Source organism: Colwellia sp. M166 (genome assembly GCF_024585285.1).
Lineage (GTDB): Bacteria > Pseudomonadota > Gammaproteobacteria > Enterobacterales > Alteromonadaceae > Cognaticolwellia.
In genome coordinates this window covers 204,721-219,277 of the sequence record NZ_CP040755.1, presented here as the reverse complement: position 1 = coordinate 219,277, position 14,557 = coordinate 204,721, and the positions used below count along the sequence as shown (strand labels likewise).

General features: G+C 39.6%; 12 protein-coding genes and 1 pseudogene. 3 read left to right on the top strand and 10 right to left on the bottom strand.

The genetic code is table 11. The features are described 5' to 3' along the window. Positions 1-40 precede the first annotated feature (40 nt). The 4 genes from FGD67_RS01060 to FGD67_RS01045 form a co-directional block, all read right to left on the bottom strand. Positions 41-766 (bottom strand): hypothetical protein, encoded by a 726-nt coding sequence (locus FGD67_RS01060; RefSeq protein ID WP_257173283.1) that lies wholly within the window; start codon positions 764-766, stop codon positions 41-43. Between the two features lie 186 nt (positions 767-952). Beyond that, the gene (locus FGD67_RS01055; RefSeq protein WP_257173282.1) at positions 953-1,843 is read right to left on the bottom strand and encodes a cation diffusion facilitator family transporter; all 891 of its coding nucleotides are present in this window, start codon (positions 1,841-1,843) and stop codon (positions 953-955) included. A gap of 157 nt (positions 1,844-2,000) precedes the next feature. Then, positions 2,001-3,305 carry an inosine/guanosine kinase gene (locus tag FGD67_RS01050; RefSeq protein ID WP_257173281.1) on the bottom strand — a complete coding sequence of 435 codons (1,305 nt, stop codon included), beginning with the start codon at positions 3,303-3,305 and terminating at the stop codon, positions 2,001-2,003. Positions 3,306-3,539: 234 nt separating this feature from the next. After that, positions 3,540-3,716: a DUF3545 family protein gene (locus FGD67_RS01045; RefSeq protein WP_257173280.1), complete on the bottom strand. Its 177-nt coding sequence runs from the start codon at positions 3,714-3,716 to the stop codon at positions 3,540-3,542. Between the two features lie 548 nt (positions 3,717-4,264). On the opposite strand from FGD67_RS01045, the gene FGD67_RS01040 reads away from it, so the two are divergent. Further along, positions 4,265-5,197, top strand: coding sequence for an exopolyphosphatase (locus FGD67_RS01040; protein ID WP_257173279.1), 933 nt, complete (start codon positions 4,265-4,267; stop codon positions 5,195-5,197). A gap of 118 nt (positions 5,198-5,315) precedes the next feature. Here the strand turns inward: FGD67_RS01040 and FGD67_RS01035 are convergent, their stop codons facing one another. The 4 genes from FGD67_RS01035 to FGD67_RS01020 all read right to left on the bottom strand — a co-directional run bounded on the left by FGD67_RS01035 (position 5,316) and on the right by FGD67_RS01020 (position 8,029). Beyond that, positions 5,316-6,050 (bottom strand): porin, encoded by a 735-nt coding sequence (locus FGD67_RS01035; protein WP_257173278.1) that lies wholly within the window; start codon positions 6,048-6,050, stop codon positions 5,316-5,318. Positions 6,051-6,437: 387 nt separating this feature from the next. Further along, positions 6,438-6,761, bottom strand: coding sequence for a ribonuclease E inhibitor RraB (locus tag FGD67_RS01030; protein ID WP_257173277.1), 324 nt, complete (start codon positions 6,759-6,761; stop codon positions 6,438-6,440). Positions 6,762-7,245: 484 nt separating this feature from the next. Further along, positions 7,246-7,419, bottom strand: coding sequence for a hypothetical protein (locus FGD67_RS01025; RefSeq protein ID WP_257173276.1), 174 nt, complete (start codon positions 7,417-7,419; stop codon positions 7,246-7,248). Between the two features lie 163 nt (positions 7,420-7,582). Further along, positions 7,583-8,029 (bottom strand): hypothetical protein, encoded by a 447-nt coding sequence (locus FGD67_RS01020; protein WP_257173275.1) that lies wholly within the window; start codon positions 8,027-8,029, stop codon positions 7,583-7,585. A 2,008-nt stretch (positions 8,030-10,037) separates the two neighbouring features. Here FGD67_RS01020 and FGD67_RS01015 point away from each other — a divergent pair. Both FGD67_RS01015 and FGD67_RS01010 read left to right on the top strand, forming a co-directional pair. After that, positions 10,038-11,064, top strand: a pseudogene (locus FGD67_RS01015) (IS110 family transposase). Between the two features lie 549 nt (positions 11,065-11,613). Beyond that, positions 11,614-12,357 (top strand): HNH endonuclease, encoded by a 744-nt coding sequence (locus FGD67_RS01010; RefSeq protein ID WP_257173274.1) that lies wholly within the window; start codon positions 11,614-11,616, stop codon positions 12,355-12,357. Positions 12,358-12,433: 76 nt separating this feature from the next. Here FGD67_RS01010 and sucD read toward each other — a convergent pair whose 3' ends face one another. Continuing rightward, a complete protein-coding gene (gene sucD / locus FGD67_RS01005; protein WP_257173273.1) occupies positions 12,434-13,306 on the bottom strand; it encodes a succinate--CoA ligase subunit alpha in 873 nt (290 codons plus the stop codon). Then, positions 13,306-14,472, bottom strand: a complete 1,167-nt coding sequence (gene sucC, locus FGD67_RS01000; protein WP_257173272.1) for an ADP-forming succinate--CoA ligase subunit beta — start codon at positions 14,470-14,472, stop codon at positions 13,306-13,308. Before sucC ends, sucD begins: the two co-directional genes overlap by 1 nt. Positions 14,473-14,557 lie beyond the last annotated feature (85 nt).

Sequence of the window (14,557 nt, the reverse complement as noted above, 5' to 3'; positions counted from 1 at the left end):
GGCTCAACTACTTATTGTTGCGCCTTTGACATAACTGACTTTATTTCAAAGTAGGATGTGAACTAAGCTCGGAAGAGGCTAAGTAACTTTTTGCAATAGTAACAAAAACCCATGTTAAGGTTATTGGAAACAGCAGGATAAATAAATATTTTCCGTACATTAATGGCACAACAACAGCAAAGGCTAAGTAAAAAGCATAAACCGCCAGCTGTAATTTACATTGTTTAGCAAATTGAAAAGCTGAGACAAAATTACCGACTACCCCCAAATTTTTCAAACGGGCAATTAAACACGGTAATAAACCAAGAGTCAGTGATAATAATGAGAAAAACCAAGCCAAAAACACATTAAACCAATAGAACTCTTGACTAAGACTGGTCGTTTTTTGACTGTTAATATTAAAAGCTTTGGCTAAAAATGAATTGCCATCAACATAAATGCTATAAATCGCAATCGCATCTGTCATCCAAATTAAAAAGAACGCCCCTTGTACAACAGCAACTAAGCCAACATTAACAATTAAGCCTGTCGCTTTGATTTTATTACTTTTATCCGAATTAACGCTTAATAATGGATGTAATGCTAGGCTTACCAAAGGAGTAAATAAGATAAAACCGGCACAAAAAGAAATATACATCGACGCGAGTTCATAGCTATTCAAAAAACGCTCGATAACTTGTGCAATAGCAAAAATAATAATCGACGCCAATAAAATTAAAAAACCACTCAGTAGGCTATTATTTAGTGTTTGCTTTGTTGGTGACATGCAAAAGACTCATAGGAAACATCTCGCTATGATAACGGATAATTAGGCTAAATTTATTGATTTAAATCGTAAATATACCGGTATAAAGATTTAATACCGAATAGACATAGCTGGCGTAGATTAATACCAAGTTTATTAAGTTTGTTCCCCACTCAGAGCTTAGTAAAATTGCTATAACTTATTTCGCTAGTGATGCTGACAACCATGAATTTCAATTTGTAGCACACTGGTACTGACATCAAATTGCTCTTTCAACACTCGTTCAACTTGAAAGCGGCAAATTTCATCATGTTTTTCTAATGTACATTTATGTTTAAGGACAATATGAGCACCAACTACCACCTGACCATTATCACTTTTTACAATTAAGTTATGCACATTATCAATGTGTTCAATAGCTTGTAAAGCCGCTTCAATTTTTTTCAATGCCGGCAACCGTATCCCGTTGAAAAATAAACCTTTAACACATTTATAAAGCAGTTTAGAGCCAGTATAAAGCACAAAAAATGAAATTAATATACTTGATAGTGAATCAACAATCGTCCAGCCCGTCACATGAATAACAATACTGGTAACAAAAGTCACTATGGTCGAGAGGAGATCAAAAAAGGTATGCAAAAACACCGCATAAACATTAACACTGTCTTTGCGGCCCTTATATAAAACATAAGCCGATGCGGCATGGAATAAGAAACCTAACGAGGCAATTGCTGACATAACAAAGGTGTTAATTTCATGCTCATCATGGTGCTCATGACCAAACAGTCTTTCCGCACCTTGCAATAAAATCCAGCAACTGATCAATAAATACAGACAACCATTGATCAAACCACCTGAGAGCTCTAAACGACGATAACCATCGCTAAAGGTTCGTCCAAACTTTATCGCTAATGTCGAAGCAATTAAAGCAATAAACAATGAACTATTGTGAACAAATAAATGCCCTGCATCCGCATAAACAGCTAAAGAGTTTGCGTAAAAAGCGCCGACAAGTTGTAACACCATAAAGGCACTAGTGATAGCAAGTGCAATAAGTAAACGGCGTTGTGATGATTTATGCGTGGTTAAAGTCGTCATGGAAAAGCTTAAAATTCTCATTAAAGGGGATGAATTACCGAGCAGTTACTTTTCTCAGCTAAAAAGCGCTGTCATTGTAGTCTTAATTGCACTAATTAAATAGTCACCACAATAACAATGCTAATCCACTGGCATTTTATAATGCTTAATAGATAAATTACTGAGCCCAATAAGCTTGATCTAAGCTATCTTCTCGCTCGGGTAAGCCACGAGACAAACGTGGTGAATGCTGCACTAATACTTCATAACTGGCTCGGTTAGCATATTTACTCATTTGTGATAGCGAGGAGTAAGTTAAAGCCGGTTGCTGGTGTTTGCTTGAATTTGCCACAGTATTTTTATGATAAACATTAGCACTTAAGTCATGCAATATCGCGGCAAGTGCAGCATCGCCAGCACCATTAGTATTTTTAATGCGTTCAGGTCCGCCCATATACGGTGCTGAGTGGGTATATATTCGCATTGGCTTTTGGCAATCTTTCAATAACATAGGGCGAGAATATTCATAACGATTAAATTCTTCAATTTCAGCTGATATTAGCGGATATTCACTTTCGCGTTTAAACGGCTCATCAACATAACCAGCCATATATAAACCATCTTTACCGGCAGTACAGATAACCATATCAACCCAATCAAGACATTTATTGGCCGCAAGTAGTGGCTCTTCTATCCCGGTGATCGCTAAGGCTTCTTCTTCATTCATGGTCAGTATGTTGACATGTTTTTGTACAAAATCACGCCAAAACTCAGGTTCTTCTTCAATGAGGAATTTAGTCCCTAAGGTCAATACCACGGGGACGCCAGCCGCATTAGCACATTTCACTGCTTTAATTGCGGCTTCAGTCATGGTATCACCTGGTTGTGTACGCATTAAGTACGAACTTATCACCAGTGCTGATGCACCTGAAATTAACGACTCGTCAATAGAGTCAGGACGTAAGCGGTTAATCAAGCCCGCATTAATACCAAACGTGCGCTCTCCGGTATCATCAATCAACGTAAAACAACGACCAATAGGGCCATCAACCGGCTGCAGGTAATTCAGATCAACACGTGAAGAGGTATTACTAATAAAGCGATAAGCGTAATCACCAACATGAATATTTTCAGACATCACGCCAAGTAACACCGAGCGATCATCTGCTAAGACAGAATAATTATGCATGGTGTTGCCTATGGTACCACCGGCAAATTCGTAATTAATTAACGCCTCATCTTTTAAGCGTTTGTATAAGCGTTGCGTTACTTCGTCTGAAATGACCTGTGACATGCCTCGTTGTAGATCAAACTCATCCAAAAACGCTTGCTCAACTTTGGCTTCAATATCCACTAAAACCTGATCGATACCGACAATATAGTTTTTATCAGCTTGTGAGCTAGGGTTTACTTGGTTTGTTAACGGGTTTTTATTATCTACAGGGAAATAATGTCTATGCTGACGGCGTCCGGGGAACTTCATGAAGTAATACACGGTTAATGACAAAAAACGGATTATAGCGCAATGCGATTTGGTTTGACCAGAAAACATCGCCTGAAATTACCGAGAAATACTGAGAAATAGTGAAAAGTTAAGCTTAATGGTTATTCATCAGCGTTATCTGTGCTCAAAATAGCGTTTAAAAGCGCAGTGTAATAATAAAATAAGTCAGCATTATTGCTATCACATGCGCTTTACACAACGAAGGTTCGGGTCTTAATGCATTAAATAGTCATCATACGACTGCATTTCTTGCTGCATTCTTCTTTGCTCCTTAAAAGCCTCTATTTCACGCCATTTACGCTTAGATTGCTTGTTATTTTTTCGCTGCTGATTATCAAAATAATCATCGAAGTCATTAACATTTTCTTCCGGCCATTTTTTAGTTTGCATAACAAATACTCATATTGATCTTGATAATTTGCTATAAACTAATAAATTTATATGACGGTTATTTGAATGAAAAGTGACAATTTGATTAAGCAACTCAGCTTTTGTTGCGAGTTCGCAATAGCTATAACGTGTTGGACTGCTGATTTGGGCTAGTACTAAAAGCACAGAAAGTTTATGCTAATAATGAAGTCAAAGCAAAACGACTTTATTTAACATTAAATTTGATCTTATCCTGAGTAATCAGCCGTTATTATGCTTAAAATGACTCATGTAACTTGGACTTGGGATAATGGATATGCGAAACACAAGAGTACGGCAAATTTTACAGTGACTTAAACTATCTTTATAAAAAATAAATGCCTAGTTTATTATCAATGCTATAAGTTTTATCTGTATCAAGAAATATTTGTCTACCTAATAGCGAGCTATGAGTAGCAAATTTAACGTAAAAACAGGCAAAAGCTATAGTATTTAAGCGCTGAGCTAAGCCTTAGCTCAGCTTGTATAATGTTAAATAATAAGAAAATTAAATCTAATGGAGACAATAAATGTCGGATAATAAACAATACCGTTTAGTTACTCGCAGTGATTTCGATGGCTTGGTTTGCGCTATTTTACTCAAGCATATTAATTTAGTTAACGACATTCTCTTTGTTCACCCCAAAGATATGCAAGACGGAATTATTGCCGTAGGAGCTAACGATATTTCCACCAACTTACCTTTCGTTGATGGCGTTCATATTGCTTTTGATCATCATCACAGTGAAACCTTGCGTAATGAAAAGAAAGACAATCATATTATCGACCCAGAAGCGCCATCCGCTGCCCGCGTTGTTTATGATTATTACGGCGGTACAGAAACTTTTCCTGCTAGCTGGGAAAGCATGATGAAGGCAGTTGATAAAGGTGACTCAGCTCAGTTTGATATGGAAGAAGTACTACATCCTAAGCGCTGGGAATTACTGAATTTTATTATGGACTCGCGCACAGGTTTAGGACGTTTTAGAGATTTTCGAATCTCAAACTATGAACTGATGATGGATTTAATTGAGTTTGGTAAAGATCACAGTATTAATGAGTTACTTGAACTGCCAGACGTAAAAGAGCGTACTGAACTTTACTTTGCTCATGAAGAAAAATTCAAAGCACAAATTAAGCGTTGTGCAACGGTGCATGGCAACTTAGTGGTATTAGACTTAAGAGATGAGGAAATTATCTATTCTGGTAATCGTTTTGTTATATACGCCCTATTTCCACAGTGTAATATCTCAATTCATATTATGTGGGGATTGAAAAAACAAAATACTGTTTTTGCCACCGGAAAATCAATTTTTGACCGTAGTTCAACAACCAATGTTGGCGAATTAATGCTGAAATATAATGGTGGTGGTCATAATGCTGCTGGTACTTGTCAGGTACCACATGAGCAAAATGAAGCATGCCTAGCTGAACTCATTTCAGCGATTAACGCTGACAGCTAACAGTAATTAATAACTCATCATAAAAAGCCTTCGAGACATTCACCATTGTTGTGTCTCAAAGGCTTTTATATTGCAAGGTTAATAACTTACCCTGATTAAACAGTAACTTTAACGATAATTAAAAGCGATAAGTTACGTAAGCACCGGCGACATGGTCAAAGCTATGATCAACTCTATAGCCATTTTCTAAGGCATCAAAATTAGAATAACCAGTAAATACCCCAACATCAGTACTTTTACTGTAAGCATAATTTAATCCAACACTAACTTCATGAGCACTATTTTGAGTAAAGTCGATTAAATCACGATACGTATAGTTTGCACTCGCGGTCCAATTTTTTGCGACATTTGCTTGCACACCGACAGAGTAACGATATTCATCTTTATTTTTTAGCTGCTCTTCATCCCACTTGACGTAACCTAAAGAGAATGTCATCGCGATATTTTTATCAAAAACATACTTAGCATTTAAATCCACGCCATAAGCGATTGCATCACCATTAACATGTGAGTCTTGATAACCTCTGACGCCTAATCCTACCGCCAATTCCAAGCCCAAATTATTATCAGGGCGAGCCAATACTCGATAATTCAAGCCGTCTAAACCTAGGGTTAAATCGTCGGTTAGACCGTAAGCGGCATTTAAGCTAAGTGCACCACGACTATCGTCTTTTTCTTCACCCCACAATAATGCACCACCAACTGCGATAGTGCCATCGGTTAAGGTAAGTGGTCTTAATACTGGGTTTTTGGGATACTCTGTTTCAGCAAACGCCGATGAAGACGCTAAAAGCAATGCCATGCTGATAAATGACTTACTGATAAGGTTATTGTAAATTAATCGTTTGTTCATGAGTGTTATTCCCTGAGTTTAATGTCTTGTTTATTTATACCGCCATAATAAAGTCTTGTTGCGTTCGATTCTTTATGGCTTTTGTCTGGGAAATGTATAGCAACGTCAGAAACTGTAAGCAGGATGTGTTTTTGTGTTGATTGTCTTTATAACGGTAATGAAGAATTTGCGCAGAAGGCTACTAAACTGCCTGACATGATGGCGCGACTACACTCATAGTCGCATCATACAATTAATGAATTTAACACAGAGAAATAATGTCAATTAAATTCATATCTACCGGTATTTATTATGAAAGCATCAAGGAACAAATCAGGCAGCTATGATGCCTGTGATTTTAGATAAAGTTATTATGGGTAGACTGATAGGTTATAAAATATGGAGAATTTAAGCTTCAATCCCCCAACCATCGGTATAACCTTTAAACTGAGTGACTATTTCTTCAAACTGAGCTTCTAGCGCAATAATGGCATCATAAAGAGGCAATACTTTTATTGAACAAGCTAAAGCCCACACTTTTGGATTGTCATCAATATGAACATCAGAAATAATAGCAGGCTCTACTTCAGCAAGATGGGCTGCCATAGCCTCCGCTTGTTCTTGTGATCCGAATAAGTGATAAAAAACAACCGTATGAATTACCGTTAAATCGATACCTGCCTTTTGCATTTCAAACAATACTTTACCTGTTTCATCTTTTGGGAACTTCATATTACTCTTCAAGGGTATAAAATTAATGACGGCATTATAAACGGCAATGATTAAAATGAATAGAAAACAAAATCTATTTAATGGTTGTAGTCGGCACGCCGATGCCAAACCAGTTAGCTGACTCCAAAGGCTAAGTTAGTGTAAGTGGGCTCTAATTTAATAAATTGAACAGCTCGGAGTTTAATTTATCTGCTTGGCGTAGCGGTGGCGACAACACCCAGAGGGCCGTTACACGCCAAAAGCCCCTCTGGACTCCCCGTGGCGCCCTGCTCAACTAAAGCTGAAATCGTAATTTTTGCCGTTATCGATTCTTGACGAATGCTCGTCCCTGCGCGACGTCAGTTCCAGCCATCCATGGCTGTCATCGATTAACAGCTATTAAAAATTACAATTTCAATGCTGAGATGGGACTCAGAGATCGTTGATAAGACAGAAACTCATCTACCATGTAGAGCAGCACAAAAGGTTGACACAAACTCTTAGTCTACTTTGGGAAAATGCTGAGTAAATAATCAATATCAGCTATTGCTGGCAGGACGCCAGCAAAGTGAAGTAGCACATTGATTATGTTCAAGGATAAACGGTAACGTGCGGTGCCATGGATGGCAAGGAGCGCAGTGCCATCAGCACTGGTACGTCGAAGAATATTGGTCGTCATGGAGGCAACACGTTTAATGTTGCAGCGCCAAGGGAGTCCAGAGCCAAAGAAGTATGAGCGGCGCTAGTCTCACTTTTCTTTTTTGGTGTCGTCGCCACCGCGACAACTGTCGGTTAGCGTGCATGAAGCCTTAATGTGTATCTGACCCTACTTATACTTGAGCTTATGAACTATGAGCAGGCAGATTAAATTTATCATAAACATATTGCCGATTAGAGATTGGATAGCCCTGTTCTTCTAGCCATTGAATGGCCATTTCGGCATTGGTAAAAACGCATCTTTCATAGCCAGAATCGGTATGCGGGATAATACGCTCTAATTGCGATGTTTTTAGAAAACTTGGAGAGTAGACATGGCAATCCTTAACACAGCCATTATCTTTAAACCACTGACAAAGCTCTGCAACATGAAATTCTATTGCTGGAATACCGAGTTGCCATTGCTCAAAAATTGATATTATTGCCCACTGCTTATTTATAAGGGGTAGCGTTACCTGTTTAAATTCTTTGCAAAAAGTAACGATAGCCTCTTCATTCCAAGCGTCTGCAAACCAAATAATGACAACATTATTATCAATTTTTATTTCCCATCGTCCGTGTACTGAAAGCATAATTTGACTATAAAATAACCCTATAATGTTAATTTCTAGCACGCTAAATGATATTTTTCAAGTGACAGTAACTCTTAATTTGATGCCATTAGAGACGCTAATCTTGCGCTAACCTATAGATAAAATTCTTACTAGACCATTAAAAAGCTACCGATAGTGGGGTAAACAGGGATCCTGCTAAAAACTTTCCAACTGAGAAGGGCTCTAGCGATCATTGCAGTTTTGTTACCTAAATAAGCAAGAGGAGAGCTTCGTACGATGAAACAAGCGCCAAGTCTGCTTCATTAAACGCCGGAATGATGAACGGTAAAGCGCGATGCCATGGATGGCAAGGAGCGCAGTGCCATCAGCACTGGTACGTCGAAGAATATTGGACGTCATAGAGGAAACACGTTTAATGCTACAGCGCCGAGGGAGTCCAGAGCCAAAACAGTAAACAAACTCCACCCCATTAATTTAGAGTGAGTGTTCGTTTAATTTTTTCCCCAAAAAAGGCTAAATTAGAATAAGTGGGATCTAGTTTTATAAATTGAATAGCCTGGAGCTTAATTTTTCTGCTTGGCGTCGCGGTGGCGACAACACCCAGAGGGGCGTTACACGCCAAAAGCCCCTCTGGACTCCCCATGGCGCCCGACACAGCAAGACATTCCAACAGAATTTAGGCACGAAGTTTATACCTGCCGAAAATCGTCCCTTCACACGGCAGTCTACGCCATCCATGGCTCCGATAAACATCGTACTTATCTAAATTCAATTTCCATTGCTGAGATGGGATCAAGAGTTTGTGAGTTCTATGGTGTAGTTATTTAGCAAACCGGTTTATTGAAATATTAAAGAATAAACTCTACAGATAAACCAAACGCTAAGTCTGCTTCATTAAACACCGGAATGATGACCAATATTCACGTATCACTGGCATGGATGCCAGTGAAAGCGCTGTAGTGCCGGGATGCACGTTCAGCGCTGGTACGTCGAAGAATATTGGACGTCATGAAGGACACACGTTTAATGTAGCAGCGCCGAGGGAGTCCAGAGCCAAAGAAGTATGAGCGGCGCTAGTCTCCCCTCTCTTTTTTGGGTGTAGTCGGCCCCCCGACGCCAAACCAGTATGCGCCCCCCAAAAGGCTAAATTAGAATAAGTGAGATCTAGTTTTATAAATTGAATAGCTTGGAGTTTAATTTTTCTGCTTGGCGTCGCGGTGGCGACAACACCCAGAGGGGCGTTACACGCCAAAAGCCCCTCTGGACTCCCCATGGCGCCCGACACAGCAAGACATTCCAACAGAATTTAGGCACGAAGTTTATACCTGCCGAAAATCGTCCCTTCACACGGCAGTCTACGCCATCCATGGCTCCGATAAACATCGTACTTATCTAAATTCAGTTTCCATTGCTGAGATGGGATCAAGAGTTTGTGAGTTCTATGGTGTAGTTATTTAGCAAACCGGTTTATTGAAATATTAAAGAATAAACTCTACAGATAAACCAAACGCTAAGTCTGCTTCATTAAACGCCGGAATGATGACCAATATTCACGTATCACTGGCATGGATGCCAGTGAAAGCGTTGTAGTGCATGGATGCACGTTCAGCACTGGTACGTCGAAGAATATTGGACGTCATGAAGGACACACGTTTAATGTTGCAGCGCCGAGGGAGTCCAGAGGGAGGCCGGCGATAGCCTCCCTCTGGGTGCAGTCGGCACCCCGGCGCCAAACTGATGAACAAACTCCAAGCCGATCAATTTACAGTGAGTTACAGTGAGTGTCCCTCTAATTTCTAGAGTTAGAGTGGCTGTCCCTCTAATACTTTTTGGGTGTCGTCGCCACCGCGATAACGGTAGATAAGAGAATATAGACATGATGGTATTTAAATGAAAATCAAATGTACCTGACCCCTTTGATTACAAGCAATTAATTTAGAATGGGTGATGAGATGGACGCTCCCAATTACGGCGTCAATGCGCCAAACTGGTTAAAAACAATCAGTTAATTTAAGGAACGTCCGTCATGAAAGTTAGCACAATATCAATTGATTTAGCAAAAAACGTTTTTCAACTCATGGGGTTTACTGAGGCTAATAAAGGCGTTTTTAATAAGCGCTTGAACCGCGCTCAACTGAAGCATTTTATGCAAATGCAACCCCCATGTCGTGTTGTGATGGAGGCCTGTTATTCTTCTCATTATTGGGGCCGGTTGTTTGAATCCATCGGTCACACTGTGCACTTAATTCCTGCGCAACACGTGACACCTTTTGTGCGAGGAAACAAGAATGACAGTAACGATACACTGGCCATATTCGAAGCAAGTAGGCGACCTTTCATTCGGTTTGTCCCCATCAAAACCCAAACTCAGCAAGAAACGTTAATGCTACATCGCTTGCGAGAAAGGTTACTTAAAAACACGTACAGCGGTCACTAATCAACTACGTGGTTTATTAGCTGACATTGGCCTTGTTTTCCCGTTAGGCATACCTGCTTTTAATGAAAGTATGCAAGCATTATCACTTGATACCACGTTATCGGTATCAGTTCAGTGGCTAGTTAACGATGTTTATCAAGAATTCAAAACCTTAAACCTACGTATTAAAGCGATTGAAAAACAATTAAAAACTGACATTGAAGCCAATTCATTAGGGCAAATACTATTGAGTATCCCTGGCATTGGTTACCTCAATGCTTCTGCCTTTATTGCCTCTATAGGCAGTGGACAAGCCTTCACCAGTGCACGCGACTTTGCTGTTTGGCTAGGCATTACACCCAAACAATTTGCCTCAGGCAATAAAAGCGTGATGGGCGGCATCAGTAAACGTGGAGACCAATACCTGCGTAAACAGCTTATCCATGGTGCGCGTGCCATCATCGTTCATGCCAGAAAGAAACACGATGCATTGAGTGTGTGGATAACCCAGTTAAGTGCACGAAAACCGTTCAATTGTACCGCGGTTGCCACTGCGCACAAGTTAGCACGCATCATGTGGACATTGTTACAAAAGCAATGCCATTACACGCCTCAACCGGTTAAGGTAATCACATGATTGACGACCCGTTTTACCCTCTAGTAAGCCTGTGCAGGACAAAGGCCATGAGTCTGTGTGGGTGTTTAGGCTGCTAGAGGGGACTTAATTTATCCAGAAAACTTTTCAAGACTGTTGTTGATAAGATGAAAAAAAGGCACTAGCCAACTAGAACAAAGCCTGTGAGAGGACAAGTGTATCTATCACGTTTGGGTGAACAATGTTTTAAGGTATTTCTAGTTCGCAACTTATCTGGAGCATGGATAACAAACCATAGCTCGAATATATGTCAGTACAGTTTGCTTTAAGCAAGCGAAAGCGCCTGTCATCATGAACAAAAGTATGAAAAGAGTAATGCTCAGTAATCAAAAACATAAGCCCGTTTTGTTATGTTTTCGTATTCACTTGGGTTGACATCAAGGAAGCGTCCATATATGTCCGTCTAATTTTTTTCTAACTGAAAAATCAAATGTACCTGACCCCTTTGATTTTACGCACTTGAAGTGCCTTGATTTAGAAATGTGTTTAAGGCAATGTAATGAATATTAGGCTTATTAAATGGAATTAAACATGAGTACAATAAAAAAATTTTATAGAAATAGTGCTTGGTTTGAGTTTGCAGATAAAGTTAAAGCTAGAGATAGGTATACTTGTTTAAAATGTCAAAGATCAAATCATGAGGTAGTGCTGCAAGCTCACCACACCAACTATTTAGAAGGTAAATTACCTTGGGAGTACGCAATTAGCGATTGCATATCATTATGTAAAGGTTGTCATGCCCGTGAGCATGGACTAATAGAACCGAATACTGGCTGGAGCCTGTTATCAATTGATGATCTAGGTGACTTGGCTGGTGAATGTGAACGAGCAAACTGCGGAACTGCCATTAGGTATGAGCATCAAACTTATCACCCTAATTGGGGCTATAAAATTGTTGGAAGTACTTGTATTGAACATTTAACCAAAAAAGATCAAGAACTAAGTGGAAAAATACTTAACTTATATAAGGTTATAAGCAATTTTGTTCATAGTGAGAAATGGGTAAGAGGCAATACGAAAAATAATAAACCTTTTATTGAGAATAAGTATAACCATCATAAAGTCAGAATTTATGGTGAGAGTAATAACTACTCATTTCAAATTGCGATTAAAGAAAATGGAATTAGATGGTACGACTATAAAGATATTATTAGTGTTCGTGGTCATTCACTGGAAGAAGCCAAAGAGCTAGCGTTCATAGCATTAAAAGGTACATTAGTAGAGGATGCAACAGAGAAGAACCTTTTTAGATCTCTTTATAAAAATATAAAGTGATACTCTAAAAAAAACCCGCGCGCTCTATTAGAGCAGACGGGTTTTTATTAAGAATTACAAGCTATAAGCGAATCGCTTACCAACCTGTTTTCTCTTTAAGTGCTTTACCGATGTCCGCTAAAGAACGTACAGTTTTAACACCAGCCGCTTCAAGAGCAGCGAATTTCTCATCAGCTGTACCTTTACCACCAGCGATAATCGCACCAGCGTGACCCATACGCTTACCTTCTGGTGCAGTAACACCAGCAATGTAAGATACAACAGGCTTAGTAACGTTTGCTTTGATGTATTCTGCCGCTTCTTCTTCAGCTGTACCACCAATTTCACCAATCATTACGATTGCTTCAGTTTGTGGATCGTTTTGGAACATTTCCAATACGTCGATGAAGTTAGTACCAGGGATAGGGTCACCACCAATACCTACACAAGTAGATTGGCCAAAGCCAGCATCAGTTGTTTGTTTAACGGCTTCGTACGTAAGCGTACCAGAACGTGAAACAATACCTACTTTACCAGGCTTGTGAATGTGACCAGGCATGATACCAATCTTAGTTTCGCCAGGAGTAATAACACCTGGACAGTTAGGACCGATCATACGAACGCCAGATTGATCAAGCTTAGCTTTAACGTCAACCATATCTAAAGTTGGAATACCTTCAGTGATAGTAACGATAAGCTCGATGCCGGCATCAATAGCTTCTAAAATTGCATCTTTACAAAATGGTGCAGGAACATAGATAACTGTAGCTGTTGCGCCAGTTGCTTCTACTGCATCACGTACTGTATTGAATACTGGAAGGCCTAAATGCGTTTGACCGCCTTTACCTGGGCTTACGCCACCCACCATTTGTGTACCGTACTCAAGTGCTTGTTCTGAATGGAATGTACCTTGACCACCAGTGAAACCTTGACAGATTACTTTAGTATCTTTGTTAATTAAGACAGACATTATTTGCCCTCCGCAGCTGCTACAACTTTAGTCGCTGCATCAGTTAATGACTCAGCAGCAATGATATCTAAGCCAGAGTTTTTAAGAACTTCACGACCTAATTCAGCATTAGTACCTTCTAAACGTACTACCACTGGTACTTTAACGCCTACTTCTTTAACCGCGCCAATAATACCTTCAGCAATCATGTCACAACGAACGATGCCACCAAAGATGTTAACTAAAACAGCTTTAACGTTGTCGTCAGAAAGAATGATTTTGAATGCTTCAGAAACACGTTCTTTAGTCGCCCCGCCGCCAACATCAAGGAAGTTAGCTGGCTTGCCGCCGTGTAAGTTAACGATATCCATTGTGCCCATTGCAAGGCCAGCACCGTTAACCATACAACCTACATTGCCGTCTAAAGCTACGTAGTTTAATTCATATCTTGCTGCATGTGCTTCACGCTCATCTTCTTGAGATGGATCGTGAAATGCGCGCATTTTAGGTTGACGGTATAAAGCATTACCATCGATACCAATTTTGCCATCTAAACAGTGAAGATTACCTTCGTCAGTGATTACTAACGGATTGATTTCTAATAAAGCGAAATCGAAATCTTCAAACATTTTTGCAAGACCTAAAAAGATCTTAACAAATTGCTTCATTTGCGTTGGGTTTAAACCTAACTTGAAGCCTAATTCACGTGCTTGGTAAGGTTGAGCGCCAACCAATGGATCGATTTCAGCTTGGTGAATTAACTCAGGAGTTTCTTCAGCAATCTTCTCGATGTCAACACCGCCTTCAGTAGACGCCATGAATACTACTTTACGACTTGCACGGTCTACAACAGCACCAAGGTATAATTCGTTAGCAATATCTGTACAGCTTTCTACTAAGATTTTAGCTACTGGCTGACCATTTTCGTCAGTTTGGTAAGTAACTAAGTTTTTACCTAACCAGTTTTGAGCGAAATCTTTGATTTCTTGTTTAGTTTTAACTAGCTTAACACCGCCAGCTTTACCACGGCCACCCGCGTGTACTTGAGTTTTAACAACCCACATATTGCCGCCGATTTTATCAGCTGCTTCTGCCGCTTCCTGAGGAGTATCGCAAGCGAAACCTTCAGAAACTGGTAAACCATATTCAGCGAATAATTGTTTCGCTTGATATTCATGCAAATTCATGGTGTTTTATCCATTTATCTGTAGATGAAGATGGCAATCATCATAAAAATTATTACCATCGAAAAAAGTCGATCGATTATAGTAC